Origin of the sequence: Okeania sp. SIO3I5 (assembly GCF_010672085.1) — a bacterium.
In the GTDB taxonomy this organism is placed as follows: domain Bacteria; phylum Cyanobacteriota; class Cyanobacteriia; order Cyanobacteriales; family Microcoleaceae; genus Trichodesmium.
Map to the genome: position 1 here is coordinate 1 of NZ_JAAHHT010000142.1, position 24,934 is coordinate 24,934.

The 24,934-nt window shown below is 34.0% G+C and carries 18 protein-coding genes; 7 read left to right on the plus strand and 11 right to left on the minus strand.

Features of this window, described 5'->3' with window-relative positions:
- Positions 1–427: 427 nt before the first annotated feature.
- Positions 428–1,795, minus strand: coding sequence for an NCS2 family permease (locus tag F6K40_RS25865; protein ID WP_293139974.1), 1,368 nt, complete (start codon positions 1,793–1,795; stop codon positions 428–430).
- 375 nt (positions 1,796–2,170) lie between these two features.
- Here F6K40_RS25865 and F6K40_RS25870 point away from each other — a divergent pair, with 375 nt between their 5' ends.
- On the plus strand, positions 2,171–2,479 hold the full coding sequence (locus tag F6K40_RS25870) for an EamA family transporter (RefSeq protein WP_293139975.1): 309 nt from the start codon (positions 2,171–2,173) through the stop codon (positions 2,477–2,479).
- A gap of 937 nt (positions 2,480–3,416) precedes the next feature.
- Here the strand turns inward: F6K40_RS25870 and F6K40_RS25875 are convergent.
- Positions 3,417–3,542, minus strand: a complete 126-nt coding sequence (locus F6K40_RS25875; protein ID WP_293139976.1) for a hypothetical protein — start codon at positions 3,540–3,542, stop codon at positions 3,417–3,419.
- 138 nt (positions 3,543–3,680) lie between these two features.
- Between F6K40_RS25875 and F6K40_RS25880 the strand changes: the two genes are divergently transcribed.
- Complete coding sequence (locus F6K40_RS25880) at positions 3,681–3,968, plus strand: hypothetical protein (RefSeq protein ID WP_293139977.1); 288 nt, start codon at positions 3,681–3,683, stop codon at positions 3,966–3,968.
- A 674-nt stretch (positions 3,969–4,642) separates the two neighbouring features.
- On the opposite strand, the gene F6K40_RS25885 is transcribed toward F6K40_RS25880, so the two are convergent.
- The 5 genes from F6K40_RS25885 to dapF form a co-directional block, all read right to left on the minus strand.
- Positions 4,643–4,771: a hypothetical protein gene (locus F6K40_RS25885; RefSeq protein ID WP_293139978.1), complete on the minus strand. Its 129-nt coding sequence runs from the start codon at positions 4,769–4,771 to the stop codon at positions 4,643–4,645.
- Between the two features lie 175 nt (positions 4,772–4,946).
- Complete coding sequence (locus tag F6K40_RS25890) at positions 4,947–7,739, minus strand: AAA domain-containing protein (RefSeq protein ID WP_293139979.1); 2,793 nt, start codon at positions 7,737–7,739, stop codon at positions 4,947–4,949.
- A 75-nt stretch (positions 7,740–7,814) separates the two neighbouring features.
- Positions 7,815–8,522 (minus strand): serine/threonine protein kinase, encoded by a 708-nt coding sequence (locus tag F6K40_RS25895; protein WP_293139980.1) that lies wholly within the window; start codon positions 8,520–8,522, stop codon positions 7,815–7,817.
- A 967-nt stretch (positions 8,523–9,489) separates the two neighbouring features.
- On the minus strand, positions 9,490–10,635 hold the full coding sequence (locus tag F6K40_RS25900; protein ID WP_293139981.1) for a hypothetical protein: 1,146 nt from the start codon (positions 10,633–10,635) through the stop codon (positions 9,490–9,492).
- A 473-nt stretch (positions 10,636–11,108) separates the two neighbouring features.
- On the minus strand, positions 11,109–11,948 hold the full coding sequence (gene dapF, locus F6K40_RS25905) for a diaminopimelate epimerase (RefSeq protein WP_293139982.1): 840 nt from the start codon (positions 11,946–11,948) through the stop codon (positions 11,109–11,111).
- Between the two features lie 229 nt (positions 11,949–12,177).
- Between dapF and F6K40_RS25910 the strand changes: the two genes are divergently transcribed.
- On the plus strand, positions 12,178–12,390 hold the full coding sequence (locus tag F6K40_RS25910; protein WP_293139983.1) for an Hfq-related RNA-binding protein: 213 nt from the start codon (positions 12,178–12,180) through the stop codon (positions 12,388–12,390).
- A gap of 267 nt (positions 12,391–12,657) precedes the next feature.
- On the opposite strand, the gene F6K40_RS25915 is transcribed toward F6K40_RS25910, so the two are convergent.
- Complete coding sequence (locus F6K40_RS25915) at positions 12,658–14,976, minus strand: cation:proton antiporter domain-containing protein (protein WP_293139984.1); 2,319 nt, start codon at positions 14,974–14,976, stop codon at positions 12,658–12,660.
- Positions 14,977–16,322: 1,346 nt separating this feature from the next.
- Between F6K40_RS25915 and F6K40_RS25920 the strand changes: the two genes are divergently transcribed.
- Positions 16,323–17,201 (plus strand): M23 family metallopeptidase, encoded by an 879-nt coding sequence (locus F6K40_RS25920; RefSeq protein WP_293139985.1) that lies wholly within the window; start codon positions 16,323–16,325, stop codon positions 17,199–17,201.
- 694 nt (positions 17,202–17,895) lie between these two features.
- Positions 17,896–18,435, plus strand: coding sequence for a late competence development ComFB family protein (locus tag F6K40_RS25925; RefSeq protein WP_293139986.1), 540 nt, complete (start codon positions 17,896–17,898; stop codon positions 18,433–18,435).
- Between the two features lie 910 nt (positions 18,436–19,345).
- On the opposite strand, the gene psb29 is transcribed toward F6K40_RS25925, so the two are convergent.
- The 3 genes from psb29 to hemF form a co-directional block, all read right to left on the minus strand.
- Positions 19,346–20,065 carry a photosystem II biogenesis protein Psp29 gene (gene psb29, locus F6K40_RS25930; protein WP_293139987.1) on the minus strand — a complete coding sequence of 240 codons (720 nt, stop codon included), beginning with the start codon at positions 20,063–20,065 and terminating at the stop codon, positions 19,346–19,348.
- A 1,048-nt stretch (positions 20,066–21,113) separates the two neighbouring features.
- On the minus strand, positions 21,114–21,488 hold the full coding sequence (locus tag F6K40_RS25935) for an STAS domain-containing protein (RefSeq protein ID WP_293139988.1): 375 nt from the start codon (positions 21,486–21,488) through the stop codon (positions 21,114–21,116).
- Positions 21,489–21,556: 68 nt separating this feature from the next.
- Entirely contained in the window at positions 21,557–22,588 is a 1,032-nt protein-coding gene (gene hemF, locus F6K40_RS25940; RefSeq protein ID WP_293139989.1) for an oxygen-dependent coproporphyrinogen oxidase, read from the minus strand.
- A 246-nt stretch (positions 22,589–22,834) separates the two neighbouring features.
- On the opposite strand from hemF, the gene F6K40_RS25945 reads away from it, so the two are divergent.
- Together F6K40_RS25945 and F6K40_RS25950 are read left to right on the plus strand one after the other, a co-directional pair.
- Positions 22,835–23,905, plus strand: a complete 1,071-nt coding sequence (locus F6K40_RS25945; protein WP_293139990.1) for an Mrp/NBP35 family ATP-binding protein — start codon at positions 22,835–22,837, stop codon at positions 23,903–23,905.
- A 299-nt stretch (positions 23,906–24,204) separates the two neighbouring features.
- Positions 24,205–24,399, plus strand: coding sequence for an NAD(P)H dehydrogenase subunit NdhS (locus tag F6K40_RS25950; protein WP_094671245.1), 195 nt, complete (start codon positions 24,205–24,207; stop codon positions 24,397–24,399).
- The last annotated feature ends 535 nt before the right edge of the window (positions 24,400–24,934 follow it).

Consider the following 24,934-nt stretch of genomic DNA (forward strand, 5'->3'; position numbering starts at 1 on the left):
GTATGGAGGAAATAGAGGGAAATCATTGAGAATTTTTCGACGATCATTGATGAGATTTTTGATGATTCGAGATTTCTATTTTTTTTTGATAAAATTTTGATGCTAGGTTGTAGATTCTACCTAATCAGATTTTATTTTTCTCAAAAAAAGTATGGAGGAAATAGAGGAAAATAATTGAGAATTTTTCGACGATAATTGATGAGATTTTTGATGATTCGAGATTTCTATTATTGCTGATAAAATTGTGATGCTAGGTTTGAGATTGTAGCTAATCAGATTTGATTTGACTCAAAAGATGTATGGAGGGAATAGGCAGAAATCATTGATAATTTCTCTACGATAATTGATTTGATTTTTGATGATTCGAGATTTCTATTATTGCTGATAAAATTGTGATGCTAGGTTGTAGATTCTAACTAATCAGATTTTATTTTCCTACAAACAAAAACTTTAAGACAAAAATCACTGTTAATATCCACATAAAAAAAGTAGTTTCATGGAATTTACCTTGAAAAGTTTTGAGAAGAGGATAACTAATTAAACCCATAGCTAATCCATCCGCTATAGAATAACTTAAAGGCATAATTATAATTGTTAAAAATGCTGAAATAGATTCCGCTGGATCGTCCCAAGAAATATTACGAACACTACCCATCATTAATACTCCAACAATTAATAAAGTCGGTGCAGTTGCCACAGAAGGAATTGCTGATAATAAGGGAATAAAAAATATAGATAAAATGAATAAAAATCCGACAACAACAGCAGTAAATCCACTACGTCCTCCTTCAGAAATACCCGCAGCAGATTCAATATAACTTGTCACTGTAGAAGTACCCATTACTGCCCCAAATGTTGTGCCGATCGCATCTGCCATAAATGCTTTATTTAAGTTTAATGCTCCTCTTGTTTGATTAAAATATCTAACTTTTATTCCTAATCCTGTTAAAGTACCTACGGTGTCAAATAAATCAACAAATATCAAAACAAAAATAATAGTAATTAACTCCCAAATATTAGTTTTGACTATATTTTCTAAACCAATAAATGCTTGACCAAATAAATGTATTGGTAACTGAGGGAAACTAATAATTCCTTTAGGAAAAGGTGCAATTCCTAACATCCAAGCTAGTAATGCTGTTGCTAATATTCCCCATAATAATGCTCCAGTAATCCGCCGAACCACAAAAGCTGAAGTAATTATTATTCCAGCGATCGCTACTAAAGTTTCTGGTTGATTGAGATTACCTAAAGTAGTGGTTGTAGCTTCGTTAGTGACAATTATTTGGCTACTTGTTAGACCTATATAAGCAATGAATAAACCTATTCCTGCTGTAGTCGCTTGTTTAATACATTCGGGAATATTATTAACTATTTGAATGCGAATTTTGCTAATAGTTAAACCAATAAAAATTAAGCCTTCTATAAACACAGCAGCTAAAGCAACTTGCCAAGAAATTCCTAACTTCAAAACTACTGAAAAAGTAAAATAAGCATTTAATCCCATACCTGGTGCTAAAGCATAAGGATAATTCGCATAAATTCCCATAATTAGAGTTGCAAATGCTGCCGATATTGCTGTGGCAATTACCAATTCCCCAAATAGATCGCCGGAGTTTTGCAAAAAAATTGCTTTGGATAAAATGTCAGGATTTACTACTAAAATATATGCCATTGTGACAAAGGTAGTTATTCCTGCAATTATCTCTCTGTAGAAATTGGTTTGAAGTTGATTAAATTGAAAAAAATTAGTAATAATTCCTAATTTATTTGACTGGCGATTCTCTGGACTCATCTTACTACCTAACAATTAAAAATTTGGCTACGATATCTTTTTTTGTCTATTTTATCAACTAAAAAAACATTTTTTCTGTGATAGTAAAGAGTTTTTTTATCAACCGGGAATATTCTGAGAGATAACTATTGAAATATTTTGAAAATAGCATGATACCTCCACTTTAGTAATATTTATAAATTTTTGATTTATATTTGCACAAATACATAAACCTTCGTATTACTCTCATTTTTTTTACATTTAATTTTTTCAGAGAAATTTTACTGGCGACTTATAGCAATCAGAAATGATTTATGAAACATCTAAGATAAATCAAAATCTTTTTAGATTCTGACTCCTGACTCCTAATTACCACTAAAATCTCACAACTGAAATATGATTGCTATAGCAGCATTTGTATCTGCAATTTTATTTGGCACTTACTACTTATTAATTGAACAACTTCGCTCTAAATTTTCCGCAACAACTATCTTATTTTTAACTTGTATAAGTGGTAGTTTATTTACTATTCCTATTCCTTTGTTCACCGAAGATAATATTTTACGTTTTTCTTGGGAGCGATGGGATAATTATCAATGCGGGAAATTTATTAATCACTCCTTTTTTCGACTTTTTCCAAATTTTTATCTGTGGGGGTTGAGTATACCAATCTCTCTCAAAGGTTCGTTGCAACAAATTTATTAATAGCTGCATTTTTTCGACTTTTTCCAAATTTTCATCTGTCGGGTTATGGTTTGCCAACCTCTTTCAAAGGTTCGTTGCGGGAAATTTATTAATCACTCCTTTTTCCGACTTTTTCCACATTTTTCTCTGTCGGGTTATGGTTTGCCAACTCCTCTCAAAGTTTCGTTGCGGAAAATTTATTAATCACTCCTTTTTTCCGATTTTTTCTAAATTTTCATCTGTCGAGGTTTAGTCTGACAACCTCTTTCAAAGGTTCGTTGCGGGAAATTTATTAATCACTCCTTTTTCCGACTTTTTCCACATTTTTCTCTGTCGGGTTATGGTTTGCCAACTCCTCTCAAAGTTTCGTTGCGGAAAATTTATTAATCACTCCTTTTTTCCGATTTTTTCTAAATTTTCATCTGTGGGGGTTGAGTATACAAATATCTCTCAAAGGTTCGTTGCAACAAATTTATTAATCACTCCTTTTTCCGACTTTTTCCAAATTTTTATCTGTGGGGGTTGAGTCTGACAACCTCTCTCAAAGGTTCGTTGCCAGAAATTTATTAATAGCTGCATTTTTTCGACTTTTTCTAAATTTTCATCTGTCGGGGTTGAGTTGGCAAACCTCCTCAAAGGTTCGTTGCGACAAATTTATTAATAGCTGCATTTTTTCGACTTTTTCCAAATTTTCATCTGTCGGGTTATGGTTTGACAACCTCTCTCAAAGGTTCGTTGCAGGAAATTTATTAATCACTCCTTTTTCCGACTTTTTCCACATTTTTCTCTGTCGGGTTATGGTTTGCCAACTCCTCTCAAAGTTTCGTTGCGGAAAATTTATTAATCACTCCTTTTTTTCGATTTTTTCTAAATTTTCATCTGTCGAGGTTTAGTCTGGCAACCTCTTTCAAAGGTTCGTTGCGGGAAATTTATTAATCACTCCTTTTTTCGACTTTTTCTAAATTTTTATCTGTCGGGTTATGGTTTGCCAACCTCCCTCAAAGGTTCGTTGCCAGAAATTTATTAATAGCTGCATTTTTTCGACTTTTTCTAAATTTTCATCTGTCGGGGTTGAGTCTGACAACCTCTCTCAAAGGTTCGTTGCAACAAATTTATTAATCACTCCTTTTTCCGACTTTTTCCAAATTTTCATCTGTGGGGGTTGAGTTGGCAAACCTCCTCAAAGGTTCGTTGCGACAAATTTATTAATAGCTGCATTTTTTTGACTTTTTCCAAATTTTTCTCTGTCAAGGTTGAGTCTGGCAACCTCTCTCAAAGGTTCGTTGCGACAAATTTATTAATAGCTGCATTTTTTCGACTTTTTCCAAATTTTTCTCTGTGGGGGTTGAGTTGGCAAACCTCCTCAAAGGTTCGTTGCGACAAATTTATTAATAGCTGCATTTTTTCGACTTTTTCCAAATTTTTCTCTGTGGGGGTTGAGTTGGCAAACCTCTCTCAAAGGTTCGTTGCCAGAAATTTATTAATCACTCCTTTTTCCGACTTTTTCTAAATTTTCATCTGTGGGGGTTGAGTTGGCAAACCTCCTCAAAGGTTCGTTGCGACAAATTTATTAATCACTCCTTTTTCTGACTTTTTCCAAATTTTCATCTGTCAAGGTTGAGTCTGACAACCTCTCTCAAAGGTTCGTTGCAACAAATTTATTAATAGCTGCATTTTTTCGACTTTTTCCAAATTTTCATCTGTCAAGGTTTAGTCTGGCAACCTCTCTCAAAGGTTCGTTGCCAGAAATTTATTAATCACTCCTTTTTCCGACTTTTTCCAAATTTTCATCTGTCAAGGTTTAGTCTGGCAACCTCTCTCAAAGGTTCGTTGCCAGAAATTTATTAATCACTCCTTTTTCCGACTTTTTCCAAATTTTCATCTGTCAAGGTTGAGTCTGGCAACCTCTCTCAAAGGTTCGTTGCCAGAAATTTATTAATCACTCCTTTTTCCGACTTTTTCCAAATTTTCATCTGTCAAGGTTGAGTCTGGCAACCTCTCTCAAAGGTTCGTTGCCATAAATTTATTAATAGCTGCATTTTTTTGACTTTTTCTAAATTTTTATCTGTCGGGGTTGAGTTGGCAAACCTCCTCAAAGGTTCGTTGCGACAAATTTATTAATAGCTGCATTTTTTCGACTTTTTCCAAATTTTCATCTGTCAAGGTTGAGTCTGGCAACCTCTCTCAAAGGTTCGTTGCGATAAATTTATTAATCACTCCTTTTTCCGACTTTTTCCAAATTTTTATCTGTCGGGTTATGGTTTGCCAACCTCCCTCAAAGGTTCGTTGCCATAAATTTATTAATAACTCCATTTTTCCGAATTTTTCCAATTTTTTATCCGTAGAGGTTGGGTTTCCAAAGCATTCTCAAAAGTTCGTTTCAATAATTTGATTAATAACTGCATCTTCCTGAATTTTTCCAATTTTTTCTCTGTGGGGGTTGGGTTGGCAAACCCCTCTCAATATTTCGTTGTAATAATAAAGTATTTCATTCTATAAATTTACCAGACTTGATTCTAAAGCAAACTTTACTACTATCAATATATTCGATTAAATCTTTAAACTTATTAGGAAGATTAGGAGGTGTTCTTCCTTCATAAACCATATTATCATTGCCGACTATAATTAATAACTGTCTAGCACGAGATAAAGCAACATTTAATCTCCGATAGTCGGAATTAAACCCTAATTCTTTCTGAGAATTACTCCTAACTAAATCATAAATAATAATATCCTTTTCTCCACCTTGAAAAGCATCAACTGTATGAATCAAAATATCTATATTTTTCCACAACTGCTTATTTTTAGGAGCAATAGTCGATTCTAAAATACCAATTTGTGAACGATAAGCAGAAATAACACCAACCTCTTTTGATAAATTATTCGACTCACAATTTTTTTGAATTTTTGCCAAAACTCCTTTAATGACTTTAGCTTCATAAAGATTACTAAAACTTTTTCCTGCTCGTTTTTCCTGAGATTCTTCTGGAGAAACATCGCTAGTAGATATCCAATAAATACTGCTCTTAAATTCTGTCAAACTATGTTGTTTTTTCTCAAGGTTAACAAATTCACTTTTAACCTCACTTTCGTAAAATAATTCACTGACTAAATCACCAATATTTGGGTGCATTCTATATTGATTAGTTAGAGTTATCTTATTATTATCTGGCAATTTTTCATAAAGATATTCAAACAAACTCATCTCCAGAATTCTCTGTTCAATCTGTTGTTCATTCCACGCTTTTTGCTGAACTTCTTTATCAATAATTGGCGGTAACTGTTGATTATCTCCCACTAAAATAATCTTCTTACCTTTCGACATTGGAACAAAACTTTCCAGTGCAGTCGAGCGAGCAGCTTCATCAATTATTACCCAGTCAAAATTACGGTATTTAAATCTAGCTACCCCTAAACAAGTTGCCCCTACAACATTTATTTCATCCATAAATATAGACATCAAATCTTGTTGTTTTCTCTGCAATTTTTCATTCCACTCTTTATTTAACTTCTCCAACTTGATAAAATTCTGATAGTTTTCTTGATTATCACCCAGGAGAGTTGCCAAAAATTTTGACTCTCGATCGATCCAATTTGAAAGTTGTTTTTGTACCGGATACTCGATGCAAAATTTAGCAGTATATTTTTCTATAGATTCTAATATTTTTCGTTCCAACTCTAGCTTTTCATAAATTAGCTCCAAGGCAATATCCGAAAATTCTATAGATGCTAAATTCTCTGGTTCAATAACCAATTCCGAATTAACTCTAGCAATTATTTTTGTTAATTTCGCAGCCAAACTTTTCAACTCTTGACCTTTATTTTTAATCTCTTCTAACTCAGAAATCTTTTTCACCCCCGATAAAATTTGCTCATTTTTTTCCTGATATTCCTGCCAATAAGCAACATATTTTTCACTAATATATTTTTGCCAGTTAATAATAGCTTTCCTTACTTCAAACTGTTTAGCATTTTCTTCAATTTTTTCCTCTCTACCAATTCTAATGCACTTAATTTCTTGACTTTCTACAGTAGATATTCTCGTTAAAACATTATCTACTGCCACATTAGACTGAGAAGAAATCAAAATTTTATCGTTAGGATATTCCTTGAGAATTTGCCGAATAATTTCAGTAATTACAGAAGTTTGTCCAGTTCCCGGAGGACCTTGAATTAAAAATATTTCCTCAGTAGCTAAAGCTTTACATACAGCTTTTTGTTGTGACTCATCTAATTGTTGATTAAAAAATTGCCTAATTAATATAGACTCAATTAACTTAACATCAGAAGGATTAAGAATAACCTGAGATAATTCTGGATTTTCTGAATCACCATATCTAATCTCTCTTAAACCTTTACGTCTTTTCTCAATTTCAGATTCTTGATCTTGTAAATCTGTTTCAATTTTTCCTGTCTTTGATATAGACTCAATATCTTCATCAGAGCAAAAATCTCCCATACTAATATGTAGTTTTTCAATTAACTCTCCATTACTAGATTTTTCCCCATCGGTAATTTTTCCAATAGGGAACTGCCTTGATTTTTTTCGACGAGAAGATGATTGTTTTGTGGTAGAAATAGTTACAGATAATGGAAGAGATGTAATTTTTTCCAAATCTTCAATAGAGATAGGTTTTCTTAAAGTTACAATTACAATTTGTCTTTGCTGTTCATAGAATTTTTGTTTATATTCAAAAGTTGATTTTTGCCCTTGAATAATCTCTTTTTCAATATCAATTACAGATTGCCATTGTTCAAATGTTGCTGCTAATGCTTGATTATTTTCTCTTTCATTTTCAACTTCTTGTTCTTTCTGAATAATTTGATTAACTAAATCACTTAAATCGGTAAAATCTCTTTTCCTTCTTCTTGAATTAGAATCTATTTCAACGATTGGCTCAATTTTTATTTCTACTCCATTGTCAACAATTCTTTCTTGGAATTGAGGATTAACAAAAGATTGTTCGTTATAAATAACAATATAATTAGGCTCATCTAACTCAATAAAACCTTGGTAGATTTTAGCTAAAGTTTCTACAAAAATTTCTACATTCAACCTATCATCTCTTTCTTGCTTCCGATTTTTTTGAGTATGTTTTTTGATATGTAAAATTCCTGAATTAGCTTTTAAATCTGATTCAATATGCTTTTTAACTCTTAAACCTTTTCCTTGATAGTTGTTGTTGCTGTCTATTTTTTCCTTGAGAATAGAAGTCACCCTAAATACTATATTTGTTGTTTCAGATAATGTTTCTAAAAAATCTGCAATAACCTTTCTCAAAACATCAAGTCTAGGGCGTTTTTCACGGTCTGTTTCTGTCGCACTTTTAAAAGCTTCTATTAAATATTGATAATTTTAATAATCATTTAAAACTTCTTCAACAGACTCATAAAGAATAGTTTTATCCCTTTCATTTTGAAATCTAATTCGCTCCGACGGAGTTGATAATAAATATAAAAAAGTCATCCCCAAAGAATAAACATCCGAATCTCTAGAAACTCCCTCAAGATTAATTTGCTCCGGCGCAGAAAATAAAGGTGTATGATAACTTCTAATCGTATTTGTTAACAAAGTAGTAGTAATAATAGCTATGCCAAAATCTAAAATTTTTGCTTCCGGTTCCTCATCAATATCTATCACCTTAATATTATCTGGTTTAATATCCCGATGCACAATATTCTTTCCATGAGCATGACTAATTCCATCAAGAATCTGTAAAAATAAACTTAACTTTGTTTTTAAATCTATCCCACCATCAAAATAACTTTTAATATCTTTACCATCCAAATATTCCAATACCAAATAAACCAATTTATGACGTTTTTCATGACCATAATCTATAAACTTTACAATATGAGGATGATTAAGACGTTTCAAAGTATCAGTTTCTCTTTCTAACAATTTAATTGCATTTTCTTCATCCGTAGAAAGTGTTTTAATAGCATAACGTTCATTACTATTCAACTTTTTAGCCAAATAAAAAATACTACTTCCACCTTTTCCAAGTTCCGTAATAACGTCATACTTACCACCAATAATTTCACCAACAAGAGAATCAGACATAATTATTTTGAACTTATTTACACCTAGATATAAAAATCTGATATTATCAACATAATAACAAATAAGTATATAGAAGCAATTTAGTATTTTTGACCCGCATAAAAATTTTTGAGTTACCAGTCGGGAGGGAGTAGAATATAGGCAATACACCGAAAAGAGCAAAAAATGCTCCCTTTCTTTTAAAAATACTGCTAGCTCTCAACAATAAGCATTCAGCGGTTATCCATCAGTATCAACCATCAGCTAAAAGCTAATAGCTAGTTAACGATTAGAATTAGATTTTTCCCATCATTAAATCTTTCCATCTATACTTCCCTAGTGGAAAATCACAAACATCTTCATTCTCTGAGACTAATGAAAAAAATTCCAGCGTCAAAAGATTTTCCGTTGCATTCTCACAATTTTTGTGATAAGCTAAAGATTAGCTGGAGTTATTCGCCCATACGCATGACTTTTTATTCAATTAAAATTCCTGGCTAAAAGACAGTCAAAATATTCAGGAATTTTTTCCAGGAGCAATACCAAAAATATTTTCATTTTGTAGAGCTTCCCACAAAAAAAATTGCGCGTCAAAGGATTTTCCGTTGCATCCTCACAATTTTTGTGATAAGCTAAAGATTAGCTTTAGTTATTCGCCCATACGCATGACTTTTTGTTCAACTAAAAATTACTGTTTATCAGCTCAGAGCAAATGTTGTAGAAAGGAAAATTAATGCCAAAGATTCCAAATAGGTTATATTTCATCAAAAATAAATTTACTTTAGGAGTTTGCTCCCTAAATCCCTAAACATTTATTTTTTCACAATTAACCTTATATTTTACTAATTATAAAAATCGCTGTTAAAAGGATAAAAAAAGAAAATACCGTACTTACTGCATCCCTATCTCTGGAGGAACTAAGTTAATACTACCTCCCCCGGAAACTAACTAATAACTAATAACTAATAACTAATAACTGATAACTGAATTAACCTTGATTTACTTCCTCAATAACCCAATGAAAACTTTCCATTACTTGATCCAACGCCTCATCATCTTGTAAAGTTGATAAACGGAGACTAGGTGCTCTAAATTCCTCAGAATTTTCTGGTAAAGCTAAACCTATAGAACTAAGTTTAGACCTCAACTCCAACCATTTACCATTACTATTAAATGGAGGTTGAGAACTATAATTATTAGAATAAATTTCCAAACGACCAGAAATATCAATACTAAATAACTCTAAATTCTTTCTCCCTTGTTGATTAACTATTGCTGCAAAACCACCATAAACATCCCCCGTACCCCACTGAATTTTCACTAAAGGTTCTTGATTTTTAGCCCAGTTATGAATTTTTATCACTATTGATGCTTCATCATTACCCCATCTCGTTTTAAACTCTGAAAAGAAAGAAGTCTCATCCCACTTCCTTCTTTCACGAGTTGTACTTGATTTTTTCAGTTGTGCTTCCGTAGTTTGACCAATTACTCTCGGAACTAAAGTTCTTAAACCTTCTTGACTAACATACTGTTTAATTTCTAGTGCTAAAATTTCTACTGGGTCCATCTGTTCATTAAGAAATTCCACTATCCTTCGTAGTTCAGCTGAAATATTCTCCGCCACAAATACTAAACGAATCTTCCCTGCTTGTAGATTTGTTTTAACTTTTTGCCAAAACTTTTCCTCATTAGCGTCTTCACCCAGAAACTCTTCAAATACCTGTTCTGGATCGCGACCATTTTCTCGGCAATTAACTTCAAACTTAGCAATAATTGATTCAAGAGGCCAATAAATTCCTGCATTAGCAGCATAATCAATCATTTCACCCACCACTTTTTGACGGACTTCTCTATTATGAGTCGGTTTTACTTCTACTAATGTCGGAATTGCTTCTTGATCAAGAAATAAATGAGATAATGCCCATTCCTGAGTCATCTCTTCTTCTTTTGATGTTACTATTTCTCGTGAAATTAATAACCATCGTCTAGGGATACCTCTATCTATATCATCTCCTGCTAAGAGATTAGGATAAGTTTCCAGAAATTCTTGTAGTTGATCTTCCGAATCATAAGCTTGTTCAGTCATTTCCACAAGTTGGTCATTATCCTGAATTAAATAAATACCTCCCCCCATAAATCTACCCCCTGTTATCAGTTATCAGTTATCAGTTATCAGTTATCAGTTATCAGTTTGTTAGTTTTTTCTAGCAAATGCTGCTAAATAATTAATAATGAATAATTGCTTTGTTGCACGAATATGCTGGAATCCTTGCATTACAATACCTTAGCATTAATGATATTTATCGATCAATCCTTATTTCATAATGCTTATAGAACATTTATGCAACAAAGCCATGAATAATTAATAATTAAAGATAAGTAGGTAAACAAAATAAATTACGTATTGATAGTGCTTAGTTTTCATTATTAATTATCAATTATCCATTAATTTCTCCTGTAAATAATTGATCAATCCTTATTTCATAATGCTTATAGAACATTCATGCAACAAAGCCATGAATAATTAATAATTAAAGATAAGTAGGTAAACAAAATAAAATACGTATTGATAGTGCTTAGTTTTCATTATCAATTATCAATTATCCATTATCCATTAATTTCTCCTGTAAATACTTTTTCTGCTGGTCCAGTCATATAGATTTTTCCGTCTATAGTTGACCATTCAATTTCCAAACAACCTCCAGGTAGCTCTACTGTAACTAAGCGATCGCTCTTTTGAGTTAACACCCCTGCGACTACTGACGCACAAGCACCTGTACCACAAGCTAATGTTGCACCAGCACCTCTTTCCCAAACTAACATTTTTACATATTTTGGACTAATAACTTGAATAAATTCTGTATTAGTACGTTCTGGAAATACTGAGTGATGTTCAAACTTAGGACCTATTTGGGCTAAATCTATAGCATTAACATCTTCTACAAAAGTTATGCAATGAGGGTTTCCCATACTAACACAAGTAACAGACCAAGACCTTCCAGCTACTTCTAAAGGCCGATTTACAACTTTCTCATCAGGATTAACTAAAGTCGTCGGTATTTCCTGCGCCAATAGTTTCGGTTGTCCCATATCCACTGTTACTTGACCATCACCTTTTAATTCTGGAACAATTAGGCCACCACCAGTATGGAAATTATATTTAGTCTTATTATTATTTTCTAGTTCTGCTATAAACTTAGCTAAACATCTAATTCCATTGCCACACATTTCCGGTTCCGAACCATCAGAATTGAAAATTCTCATGGTATAATCTGCTTGCTCTGCTCCAGGTAGGGCAAAAATTACACCATCTGCACCAATACCAAAATTGCGATCGCATAATTTTATGGCTTGTTCTGGTGTTAGTATAGTTTCAGGTTGATGGCGATTATCAATCAAAATAAAATCGTTGCCTAGACCATGATATTTAGCAAATGATATTGTCATTTAATTATGCTCCTATAATTTCAATAATAGATATAACAATCTACGATCCATCTTGTCATATTTGCTCATAGAGGTTTGGTATCCCAACCCAATCTAAAGTCGGATTTGAGAACCAAATCCCTACAGTTTTTTTCACAAATCATTTAGGATTAGTATAAGAATTTCCTGTTATATTAAACAAGTTATAAAATATACTAAATTCAATATTAAACACTATTAAACACTTATTATGCCTGAATTTGATACCAGTTTACCTAGTGTTCGCCAGATTCAAACCTATATTAAAGAAAAAAAAGAAGTAGAAATGAAATTAATTACTAATGACCTTCATGTAGGAAAAGTTTTCTGGCAAGACTCAGATTGTATCTGCCTTTTAGATCAGTCTGATTTACCAATTCTAATTTGGCGACAAGCTATTGTTTATCTCAAACCAAAAAACTAATTGATATTTACATCAGCCAATTTTTGCTTTTTGAGCATAATAGATATTTCTAATTAGTAGTCAGTAGAAGATACTCAACTACTTATTTCTACTATTGTATTGTCAAGAATTTAAAACTCAACTGCCTACACATCTCATAAATCCGCCTGTAGATGCTATTTGTCTGTGCAATTAAACGGACTTGATATCAATTATTATCCATATATTATCAGTTTATTATCAGTTATAGTCATTCTGTTCACTGTTTACTGTTCCCTGTTCCCTGTTTTATTTAGAGATTTCTGTAGTTTCCTTAACTGTTGTAGCTAACTTTTGCTTTTGAGGAGATATCTTAGATTGGGGAATAGTTAATCGCCGTATTTGAGTAAGTTCATGGAAACCACCACAAAGAAGTAAGCGATCGCCCACTTGAGCTTCCGTATCTCCTTGAGGCCATCGCATAAATTTTCCTTCTCGTCGAATTACCTGAATTTGTACTTTATACTTACTATATAAATCTATTTCAGATAATCTTTTACCCACAAAAGGACTAGACTCAGCTAAGGTTAACCATTGAGAAGATGTACTTTCCTTTGGTACAGCAATTTCTCCACGGGCCAAGCGATCAAAACTATCTAATTCTGAAAGTTCTCCTACTAACAAAAGTTTATCGCCAATATCTAATACTGTCTGGCCTTCTGGATAATCAATTTCTTCTCCTTCTTGCCTGCGAATAGCCATCAAGCTAACTCCTGTCAACCGTCTTAAATTAGTTTCTTCTATAGTCATGCCAGTCAAAGGAGAATTTTCTGGTAAATAATACCATTTACTGTTCATATCTTGAATTGCTGCTTTTAACTCGCGAGATATTTCAGGATCTGGTATTAAAGGCCGTAATGCTTGATAATGACTTTGACGAATTTCTTCTATTTCCTTTTGAATAACTCTTGCCGATATTCCCATACCAACTAAGAGATGGTTAGAAAGTTCTAAACTAGCTTCAAAATTTGGCTCGACTACTTCCCTCGCTCCCAGTTGATATAACAGTTCAATATCCTTATATCGGTTAGCCTTAACAACTATATCCAAATCTGGGGCAAATTCTAGAGAGCGCTTTAGGCAAAGTCTCGTACTCATGGCATCTGGTATAGCGATCGCCATTGCTTGTGCCCTATCTAAACCTGCTCTTTCCAAAACGTGCATAGAGCAAATATTACCATAAAGATAAGGAATATCTTTTTCCCGCAACTTTTGAGTCACCCTTTCTGATTGATCAATCACCAGATACGAAATATCATGGTTTTCCAGTTGTTGTATTAAGTTACGTCCTACTTTTCCATAACCACAGACTATAACATGATTTTCTAGGGGTAAATCTACTGATATAGCTGTAGCAGGTTGAGTCGTTTCATAAAGATATCTTTGTAACCAAGGAAAATTTTCAGCCCAATTTAACAACTGTGGGGCAATTTTCAGGACAAAAGGTGTAATTACTAAAGTTACAGCCGTTGTACCCAATATTAATAAGTATACCCGACGAGAAACTAATCCTAATGTTTGTCCCGCACTGGCAAGCACAAAAGAAAATTCTCCTATTTGAGCTAAACCTAAACCTGCCAAAATTGCCGTTTTTAGGGGATAGCCAAAAATTCTAATAATGGGAGTGACAATCAAAAATTTTCCTACTAGAACCAGAAAGACTAAACCCAGAATTATTTCTAGATGACTCCACAGGAAAAATGGATCGATTAACATCCCAACCGCTACAAAAAAGAGAGCTGCAAATATATCTCGAATAGGTTCAACATAAGTTAGAGTTTGGTCAGCATATTCTACTTCAGATATCATTAAACCCGCTACAAAAGCTCCCATTTCAATAGAAAAACCCAAATATTGAGTCAGGAGAGCTATTCCCAAACACAAGGCCACAACTCCCAGTAAAAATAATTCCCGACTTTCAGTTTTGGCCAAAAATTTCAGTAAGGGTGGAATTACCCAAGTTCCCGCTGCTATAGCACCCAGGGCAAATAGACCTATTTCCAGAAGCGATCGCCCTACTGCAATACCAATAATTTCTGGTGGTTGGTTTAAAGCTGGTAAAACAGCTAACATTAATCCCAAGGCTAAGTCTTGGACTACTAAAATTCCTAACATAACTTGACCATGGGATGTAGATGCTTCGTTCCGCTCCATCAAACATTTTAGTACCACTGCTGTTGAGGATAAGGAGAGTATTGCTCCTAAAAATATTCCTTGGACTGGAGAGGATACCCAACCTACACCCACAGATATTAATGTTGTGACTAAAATGGTAAAGATAATTTGTAGTCCACCACCACCGAGGCTAATTGTTTGGACTTTTTTCAATTCTGCTAGGGAAAATTCTACTCCTAAAGCAAATAGTAAAAAAGCTACCCCTAATTGAGCTAAAGTTTCTACTTGAATAAGTTCTTTAATTAAACCAAATCCTGCTGGTCCAACAATAATCCCACCTAGTAGATAACCTAATAAAGCTGGTTGTCGCAAGAGTGATGCGAATAGTCCTCCTGTCGCTGCTGCTGTTAGAACTAATACTAAGTCTATAATTAACCTGAAATCTTCTTGCACGGATTTTTATAAATATGACGAGCTTGTAAAGATATATTAACCCCAAGGCAAAAATTCAGCTATTAGTGCAGCGGTTGACATTCAACTTTTTAATTAAGTAAAGGGCACATTTTTGTCAGACTCAATGGAAGGCATCTCAAATTTATCAATCGTTGGTAGAATAAACAGGGAGGAAAAATAAAAACAGGAAAACCTCAAGGATTTTAGTAAAATAGGTTAGCTAAAATAACTGCAAAACTTACATAGAACATAGATATATGTAGATGAGAGATGCGTTCAATTATTAATTATTAATTATTAAATTATTATCTCTTCTGTAATAGCAGGATTGGTTGAAAAGATTTTTTTGTTCTTTTTATCCTTGAAAGGAGAAGCTTTAAACCTGAATTTGTTAGTAAAAAAGGATGATATAATTATCATTAATTGTTTAAATAATCAGAGAAAAAATAATCAGAGAAAAATGATTCTTTATAGCTGAAATAAAGTACAAAAAAAGAAATAGAATCAGGCAAAAAAAAATAATCAATATGCCTGTTTTTATTCCCACTGCATAAATTGAAAAACTGTATGGCTCAACTGGCAGAAAATATGGAATTAAATTTGAATAGAAACCGAAGAAATTTGTGCTTCAAAATCAAGCTTTCTATACGTGGATAAACTACTTAGCAAATAATTAATAATTAATAATTAAGGTTGAAAGCCTAGCCTTTCAAGGACAAAAAAAATCTTTTTTTCTTTTATACTATACTGAATCCTATCTCTTCCCTAAAAGGGAGGGTTAATTATTAATTATTAATTGTTAATTATTAATTGTTAATTGCTGAAATACGGTGTAAAATCTGTTAATTTAATTACGTAGAAAAGGGAGGAAATCATCAGATTAAAAGAGTAAATAGAAGCTTTATAGTACAGTAGAATATCATACTAAATCCCGTTATAAAAAGCTAGTTTATTCAAATCCTTATAACCCTTCAGCATAAGTTCCTCCAGCATAGCTGCCTTACCTTCATGGGTAATCTGTATTTGCGCACCGGATTTAGTATCAATATATCAACGCTAATTTTTAGGGAGGCGTGAATATTATTCGTAAAGTAATCACAAGACTCAATGTAAATTTGAGTCGAGTGACTAGGGGTGTTTTAACTCATCCCCAGAAGTTAAAATTCTCGTCAGCCAAAAAGACGCGAATCAAAGCAATTTTAACGCTTTGTGAAGTATCCTTTTAGAATCTATGCGGCTTTCTTCAAGGGAGAAATCAATTTGATAATATATAGATTAGATCAAAAAATTTAGATCAAAAAATTTAATTTTAATTCCTTCAAAAGAATCTCAAGTATCAAGAATTAATGTTTTTGTCATTTAAAATTAAGCAGTTTATCCCTAGTTTTATCTTAGCTACTGTTACAGCAGTTTTTGTAATTACTATACCTGGTCTAAGTCAAACTGTACAAGTCACTCCTACTAACCTACAACTGGGGGATACTCTATCTGTTGTGATTCAGCAAGCAAACAGAAATCTCTCAACCCCTACAGTTAGTATGGATGGAAAAACTTACCCCTCATTTTCTATTGGACAAAATAGATTTCGGGCATTATTGCCCACAACTCCTTTAGATAAATCTGGCCTCCGACAACTTCAAGTGACTACTGACACAGGTACACAAAATCTAAGTGTAAACCTGCAAAATCGCTCCTTTCCCACTCAATCTATTTGGTTACCTCCTGACAAAAAATCTCTTCAAGGAACAGACTTAGAATTTGACAGAGTAGGAGCATTTAAACAAATTGTCACCCCAAAGAAATTTTGGAACGGTCCGTTTCTCCGCCCGAACCAAGGCCCAGTTAGTACCGTGTATGGAGTGCGACGGTATTATAATGGAGACTTTGCTGAAAACTATTATCATCGTGGAGTAGATTATGCAGATTACAATGGTGCCCCTGTCGTAGCTCCCGCTGCTGGACGTATTTCCCTAGTAGGATTAGAATCTCAAGGTTTTGAAATTCATGGTAATACTGTGGGTCTTGACCATGGCCAAGGAGTAACCAGCATTTTTATCCATTTGAGTCGTATTAATGTCAGGGAAGGTGATATGGTGAAAGCTGGCGACCAAATTGGTACTGTAGGATCTACAGGAGCATCTACAGGTCCTCATCTTCACTGGGGATTATATGTACATGGTCAAGCTGTAGATCCGGTTCCTTGGCGATATAATGGTATTGAGTGACATTCTACTAATGGTAGGTATAGCTCAACAATTCTGGATGCTATGACCTGACAACTAAAGATTTATACTACTTTTCGCACACCTGGTTCTAGGGAGTTTCCCTTTTTGTAGTCTAAAGGCAAGCTACACGGTATGTCGCTAGTGGGACAGGAACAATAATCAGTGCTAGTGCAACAAGTTTGTGGAAATTAACATATTATTGTGAATAGCGCAAGGTCGAGAGGTCTTCTCATCATGGCATTTCATTGACCAAGAAAGAAGGCTTTGAAGCCAGGTTACAATAAATTTTCTCTAGTTATTATATCAAGCGTGATCAACGTTTATTACAAATGGTAGAAGTAAGAAAGAGGGAAGAAGAAAGATCGAAGTTGGAGTAAATTTTCAAAAAAAAGGGGGGAATTATAGAGATAACTGTCTAAAATGAATTGGAACAGCTATTTTTAAGCATCTCAGATAGAGATGTACATTTTTGTAGCATTCTTTTTTCAAAGTGCTATGAAAGTGAAACTATGGAAAAATTTTTGATAGAGAAATTTTTTTTGCTTTAAATATATCTGTGATTTTTTAGTTATACTTTTAAGAATGTCATGGTGGTTCCTTTTCACTTTGATGAACTTATCACCTTATTCTAATTATTAAGTTAGATATGTTGTTATCGGAAAATTCTTATTAATAAGTTTACATAATAAAAGTTATGAGTATAGAAAGAATTGTTGAACAAGCTTTACAAGATGGTTATTTAACACCTTCTATGGAAGCAGAGGTAGGAAGAATCTGTAATACAGCTTCTGAATTGTCGATTGAGGAGTATATGGCCCTTGACCGTTTAATGGGAGCTTTATTAACAGGAGAAGTAGTTGTTTTACCTCGGAAACAATTTATTAATGTGATGGAAGAGTTAGTTCTATCTGAAGCGATCGCGCGAGTAGCAGAGATTGAAGCGAGTAGCGATAAAACTCTTGATGTGGGGGATATTGCAGCTTATGCTTTGAATAGACTTCCTCCTTTGTATGCTACTACTGAGGAGGGTGCTCAGTTTCAAAGGTCTAAAGCTAAGGATGAGCTTCAAAAGTTGATTTCTAAACAGGTAAGTGAAGCTATCGATCAAAATATTAATCGACAACCAATTAACCCTACAGTTTTTGGCAGTTCTCCTGATGTTAGTTCACAACTGAGTAATTTGCTCAAATCTTATGCTAATGAGTTTGAAGCTCAAGAATTCAATAAAGATTAGAATTTTTGAGCGTTAACTTACTTGGATTCAAAAATTCACTTAGTTCTGATAATTCAATGATTATCCCAGAGGTTATAAATGTTTGTTATAAATAAATTTTAAGTAGTAGTTAGTAAGTCAATCTTCAGTGTTGCTAGCATCGAAAATTAAGCTGACAATTTTCCTAGGTCATTATTTATAACATTCTTTTTTTCATTCATGCATGGTAGCAAAAAGGAATCTCTATTAGACATATCCAAAAATTGCCAAAGCATTCTGTAGGTTGACGTTAGCTTCTTTATGATTATCAAGCATTTTGGGAATATTCTACACTATTATCAGTCTTTGAGGTATTTATTGTTAATATCTGAGTCATTAGTACATAGTTTTGACAAATTTTTCATAACAGTCATAGCTTAATTTTTATTTTGGAGATGTCTATTAATTATTAATAATGAAGTATTTTTGACTTGAAAACGTTTGAAGGTTTTCAGGAATATATTTTAGCTAAAAATACAGGTAAAAATATTTTGATTAAAACTTTCTACTTTTATCTCAACTCAAACTTAAAACTTAAAACTTATGACTTATGAGAATATTTTTTCTGGTATTACTAAATGAAATGTAATGAGATATTATATCCCATAATTTGAGGGAGTGAATTGATGAAACTTCAACTCTACGATCAGCTAAGGAATTCCAAATATCTGCCTCCGTTCAAAGCTTAAATATCTCTACTAATTCAAAAGTCCTCTAGTATATTCAAGATAACAAGAATAATAGAGTTTTGCGAAGATAAAAAAACACTTATTTGTTTTAATCTCCATCATAAATTAACAAGGAATTTAGCCTCTAGTATCCGAGTGGATAAGATAGAAAAAATGAGCAAAAATAAATATTGACTTACTAACTAAATTCTCACCTTTTTTTCTTAATCACTATCTTCGGAAGTATTATTGGCAGGAGTAGAAATATTAGCTTTTTCTAAGCTACGTTGTTCTCGTTTTTTCTTCATTGCTTCGACGGTATCTTCCATAGCACTACGAGCTTGAGCTATTCTTTCCAGGTTACTAAGATACAAATCTATATCCTTTAACAACTTTTCTTCTACCAAGTTTAAAGCTTGGGAAATTTTCTCGATCGCTTCTTTGCGCTGCTGTTGTTCCTTAGTTAATTCTGGATTTACTATTTCTAGTAAAGTAAATAAACCTATAGCAAATAAGCGACTATACCTAAATTTTGAGTTTTCAGAAATAGCTCTTAAATCATCTTGCAAATGTTGAATATTGTCTATTTTATTTGATAAACAAATCCACGAAAGTATATCAGATGCTGATATTTGCTGAACTAAGCTTTCTAACCCTTTAGCATCATTAAGGTATTTGTTTGGATCTTCCTCTTGTGCTTGAATCAAAGCATTAAAAATCGAAGTTTTGTCCTGCTCTGGAGAGTACCCCTGCATAAAACGTTCAAAAGCTGTAACTACACCCAAAGCATAAAATGGGTTATAGCTATAATTAGCATTAACGGAAATCAGGTGCATTTCCACTAACAACTCTTCAACTACCCGGTTATATATTGAATTAATAGGACGGGTGTGAAAGTTATAAAACGCTTTCTTAGTATCTGAAACAGTACGATTATTATTCACCTGGTGTTCTAGTTCTATAATCCCATCCCTGAATATTAATTTTCTATCTACTACATAACCTTTTAAGCTTATGGTAGTTTTCAGAAAAGCAGAGTGGGTTTTGCGATGTGAAGTACCTACCCCAACGTTGTGCTTATGGGTATTTCGTTAATCCTAGCACAAAATCATATAGCACTATAGTTTTTACTTTCTACTCTATAACATATAGTTACTAAATCTATAGAAAATTTTTTTTTGATTTAGTTTTAATTAAGTGTTACCTTAACGGGGTGAACTACAACACCCTCTATCCCATTGCTAAAAGCGTTTGGAACTGCTTTTCGTAATACTGCGTTATAACGTAAATTGTTAACTAGATCAAAACTCTCTAGGTCAACTCCTAGAAAATATCTATCCATAAACAGACCAAGCAACTTAAAGGAGTTCTTAAGACCATAAAAATTTATCAAAAATTGTAGCTTTGGTTGAGAACAAATTGTTATTCATTAATTTGTTTAAAATGGCCACCTGATTCTAGTTGGTAGCCATTCAAACTAAGACTTCAAATTCTGAATTTAAAGCTTAGTCTAACTAAATGAATGATTGTTTCATCAAAGCACAATTCCATGGTACAGGAGTTGAATTGATTGCCAAAAGATATATTATGGATAAACTATAGTATAGAAATAATACCTCTTTGACATACTCCCGACGTTGCCCTTCTATTCCCCCCTTTCAAAGGGGGGTTAGGGGGGATGGACAACGCGGGATTCTTCAGTCTGGGAAACCCTCACCGCTGCACATGACAGAGGTGATGTCCTCCCCCTGTGTTGACATTGATAATAACAAAATGCTCCTAGCTTGTGTCTTGGGCCTATGAACGTTTAGCTTATGAAGGTATCCAAATCCTGGCCCTGGCTTTCATCCCGACGCTCCCCCTCCCCCCTTTCCAAGGGGGGTTAGGGGGGATGGAGAGCGCGGGACTTCCCGCCAGGAAAGTTAAAAGTATTACTTTGGCTATCAAGGTATTATTTCTAGTATCAAATTGACTGGTTCTGCTTCAGAATTTTTAAGCTCTATTACCTTCACGGACATCATCATAATTAAGAGCTTCCTCTTCTGTTTCAAAAATCTCAAACACAGAATCCATCATGGTTACCTCAAATACAAGTTTTGCTTCTGGATGAACGCTACAAATACGGAAGCTACCCTTAACTTTGTCAGCATCTCGCATCCCTGCTACCAAGGATGTCAATCCAGAACTATCAATAAAGTTAACCTGGCCTAAATTGACCACTACATGACGACTTAGTTTGGAGATACATTCCTGCAACTTGAGGCGAAACTGCCAAGCTGTTGTTATATCCAAGCGTCCAGTAGGTGATAGGACGATTACTGTTGTGCCGTCCGGAGTTTCGTGGGTTTTTTGCTCAATCTGAATCACTGACCCTTCCCTCGGGATGATATTACTTGCGGTGGTTGCCCATCTAACTGTAGTTTAACTCAGAGCAATTAATGATTTGGTTTCCAGTTAGCCCAATCATGAGGTTTTAAGAATACTTCATATAGTTCAGCTTCTGGTGTGTTGGGTTCTGGGTTATAGCCATATTCCCAACGAACTAAAGGTGGTAAAGACATCAAGATTGACTCTGTACGACCATTGGTTTGCAAACCAAAAATTGTACCTCTGTCATACACTAGATTAAATTCAACATAACGGCCACGTCGGTATAGCTGAAAGTTGCGTTCCCGATCGCCATATTTCATGGGTTGCCGTCTTTCTACTATTGTTTTATATGCTGGTAAGAATGATTTACCACAATTTTGTACAAATGTAAATAAAGATTCCCAATTACGAGATTCAGGAACTCCTAACTGCTGACTATAGATTGCTGCTGCTCCTTGATCGTCAGGCCCTTTGTATAATTCTTCTTGACCATCTTGATAATCAAAGAATATACCTCCTACACCACGCATTTCTTGACGATGCTTCAAGTAAAAATACTCATCACACCACCGTTTAAAGACAGGATAATACTCTTTATGGCTTTTGTCACAAGCTGCCTTGATAGTTTGATGAAAGTGAGCTGCATCTTCGGCAAAGGGATAGTAAGGTGTTAAATCTATACCACCACCAAACCACCATACAGGTCCGGCTTCAAAATAGCGATAATTCAGATGAACTGTTGGTACATAAGGATTTTTTGGGTGCAGTACCATAGAAGTTCCTGTTGCATAGAAATTATGACCTGCTGCTTCTGGTCTTTGGGTTAATATGCTAGGAGGTAATCGATCTCCCCATACTTCTGAAAAATTCACTCCTCCTTGTTCAAAAACTCCACCGTCTCTAATTACACGGGACTTGCCTCCGCCACCACCTGGACGTTCCCAACTGTCTTCTTTAAATTTCTCAAGTCCGTCTAATTCCTCTAGTCCTTGACAAATTTCATCTTGTATAGTCTGCATAAATTCACTGACTCGTTCTTTTGTGTTAGTGACTGGTACAGATGAAGATGTTTTTTGCGGTTCAGTAGAAACTACCATAACTATAATCTATGTTTGAAGTTGGCTAAAAATTAAATCTTTTCCAGAATTTTTATCCTACCATGCTCTCGATCATCTAGTTACTTTTTCTAGTTCTTTCTCAGTTCTTTAAGTTTTTTGTGAGTAAATTTACTTACAAATACTTTAATTTTTATTTTTCCCAGATGGGTATTGGACTTGTAACTTATTAAATAAATACGCTTAGGGGTTCTATAATACTTAGAGAAATTTTATGAGACAAATCAAATGTCCAATATACTTGAGACTAAATCAATTTTAGATGTATTGCGGCCAGTACAAGACCCAGAACTACAGAAGAGTTTGGTGGAATTAAACATGATTCGCAATATTAATATAGTAGATGGGCAAGTAAAATTTACTTTGGTTTTGACAACCCCAGCTTGTCCATTACGAGAGTTTATTGTAGAAGACTGCCAAAAAGCTGTCAAGAAATTACCAGGAGTTAAGGAGGTTATAGTAGATGTCACGGCAGAGACTCCTCAACAGAAAGCTATACCCGATCGCCAAGGTATTGATAGAGTAAAAAATATTATTGCTATTTCTAGTGGCAAAGGTGGGGTTGGTAAAAGCACAGTGGCAGTAAATGTAGCTGTAGCACTAGCTCAGATGGGTGCTAAGGTAGGCTTGATTGATGCTGATATTTATGGCCCCAACGATCCGACAATGTTGGGTCTAGCAGATGCTCAGGTTATGGTACAACAAGGACAATCTGGGGAAGTGTTGGAACCTGCTTTTAATCATGGGGTAAAGTTGGTCTCTATGGCTTTCCTAATTGACAAGGATCAACCTGTGATTTGGCGTGGCCCTATGTTAAATGGAATTATCCGACAATTTTTGTACCAAGTGGAATGGGGTGAATTAGATTATTTATTGGTAGACTTGCCTCCTGGTACTGGTGATGCTCAATTAACATTAGCCCAAGCTGTTCCTATGTCTGGTGTGGTAATTGTGACGACTCCTCAGACTGTGGCATTACTTGACTCGCGCAAGGGTTTAAAAATGTTCCAGCAGTTGGGAGTTTCTGTTTTGGGAATAGTGGAAAATATGAGTTATTTTGTACCTCCAGATATGCCGGAGAAAAAGTATGATATTTTTGGCTCTGGTGGTGGTGAAAGAACAGCTCAAGAATTAGAAGTGCCTTTGCTTGGTGGGGTTCCTTTGGAAATGCCTGTCAGAGAGGGGGGAGATTCGGGAATACCTATTGTAGTAGGCGATCCTGGTTCTGTATCTGCTCAAGAGTTACGGGCGATCGCTCAAAAAATTGCTGCTAGAGTTTCTGTTGCTGCTTTAGCATAAGAAAAGTCAAGTCGCTTTGCGACAATTCAAAATTATCAATTATCAATTCAAAATTATTACCTTGGGGCTGTTTTAAGAGGCTGGAAATAAGTAAGATAATTATGTTCTTTTTTCGTTGGAGAAGAACGAGGCCTGTATCTTTAATTAAATAATTATCAAATTAATTTAGAGCCAAAAATTTTGAACTTTGAATGTGTGAATTTTGAATTCAAAAAATCGTTATAAATGCCAAAGTAATTACGATTAAAAAATTTTCACTTTTGTAAAATTTAGCAAATATTTTAATGGGAGTAGAGACAATGATTTTACCTGGTGTAGCAGTTAGAGTTAAAAATATTGGTGACACTTACTATGGTTTTCAAGGACAAGTTCAACGAGTAAGTGATGGTAAAGCTGCTGTACTATTTGAAGGTGGAAATTGGGATAAATTAGTGACATTTAGATTGTCAGAATTAGAGTTAGTAGATGCAACGGCAGGTCGCAAGAAAAAATAATTGAAGGGGATAATTCATTAATGGATAATTGATAATTGATAATTACCTCTCCCTAAAAGAGAGAGGATTGACTAAAAGATTTTTTTCCCTTGAAAGGGGAGACTTTAAACCTGAATTATCTAATTATTTAATTGTTTAATTATTAATTATTTCAGTAAAAAAAAATCTTCATTGCAAGTATCCTAACTTAAACAGAAGGTAAGTTTTAGATTGTCCGAATTAGAGTTAGTTGATGCAATGGCAGGTTGCAAACAAAAATAAAAGCAAAAATGCAAAAATAAGGATATTTAGGAGTTAGGAGTCAGGAGATAGAAACAGGGCTATTTCGTTCTAATTTATGACTTTTTGTAGATTAACTAAAATATGCCTTTTCAAGGATTGAAGGCTATATCAACCAATCTCTAAAAGTTAGTAAAATTGTCACTTGATTCTAGAATAAAATAGTCCTGGATAGAAAGGAGTTTTTCCCCAACAAAGGATGGGAAATAGATATGATTCGCACTTAATTAATGACGAATAAATAAGGTTTAAATCT

Coding starts and splice junctions, on each gene's coding strand:
- F6K40_RS25865 (WP_293139974.1), bottom strand. CDS start 1,795: ATGAGTCCAGAGAATCGCCAGTCAAATAAATTAGGAATTATTACTAAT.
- F6K40_RS25870 (WP_293139975.1), top strand. CDS start 2,171: ATGATTGCTATAGCAGCATTTGTATCTGCAATTTTATTTGGCACTTAC.
- F6K40_RS25885 (WP_293139978.1), bottom strand. CDS start 4,771: ATGGAGTTATTAATAAATTTATGGCAACGAACCTTTGAGGGAGGTTGG.
- F6K40_RS25895 (WP_293139980.1), bottom strand. CDS start 8,522: ATGTCTGATTCTCTTGTTGGTGAAATTATTGGTGGTAAGTATGACGTT.
- F6K40_RS25900 (WP_293139981.1), bottom strand. CDS start 10,635: ATGGGGGGAGGTATTTATTTAATTCAGGATAATGACCAACTTGTGGAA.
- dapF (WP_293139982.1), bottom strand. CDS start 11,948: ATGACAATATCATTTGCTAAATATCATGGTCTAGGCAACGATTTTATT.
- F6K40_RS25910 (WP_293139983.1), top strand. CDS start 12,178: ATGCCTGAATTTGATACCAGTTTACCTAGTGTTCGCCAGATTCAAACC.
- F6K40_RS25920 (WP_293139985.1), top strand. CDS start 16,323: ATGTTTTTGTCATTTAAAATTAAGCAGTTTATCCCTAGTTTTATCTTA.
- F6K40_RS25925 (WP_293139986.1), top strand. CDS start 17,896: ATGAGTATAGAAAGAATTGTTGAACAAGCTTTACAAGATGGTTATTTA.
- hemF (WP_293139989.1), bottom strand. CDS start 22,588: ATGGTAGTTTCTACTGAACCGCAAAAAACATCTTCATCTGTACCAGTC.
- F6K40_RS25945 (WP_293139990.1), top strand. CDS start 22,835: ATGTCCAATATACTTGAGACTAAATCAATTTTAGATGTATTGCGGCCA.
- F6K40_RS25950 (WP_094671245.1), top strand. CDS start 24,205: ATGATTTTACCTGGTGTAGCAGTTAGAGTTAAAAATATTGGTGACACT.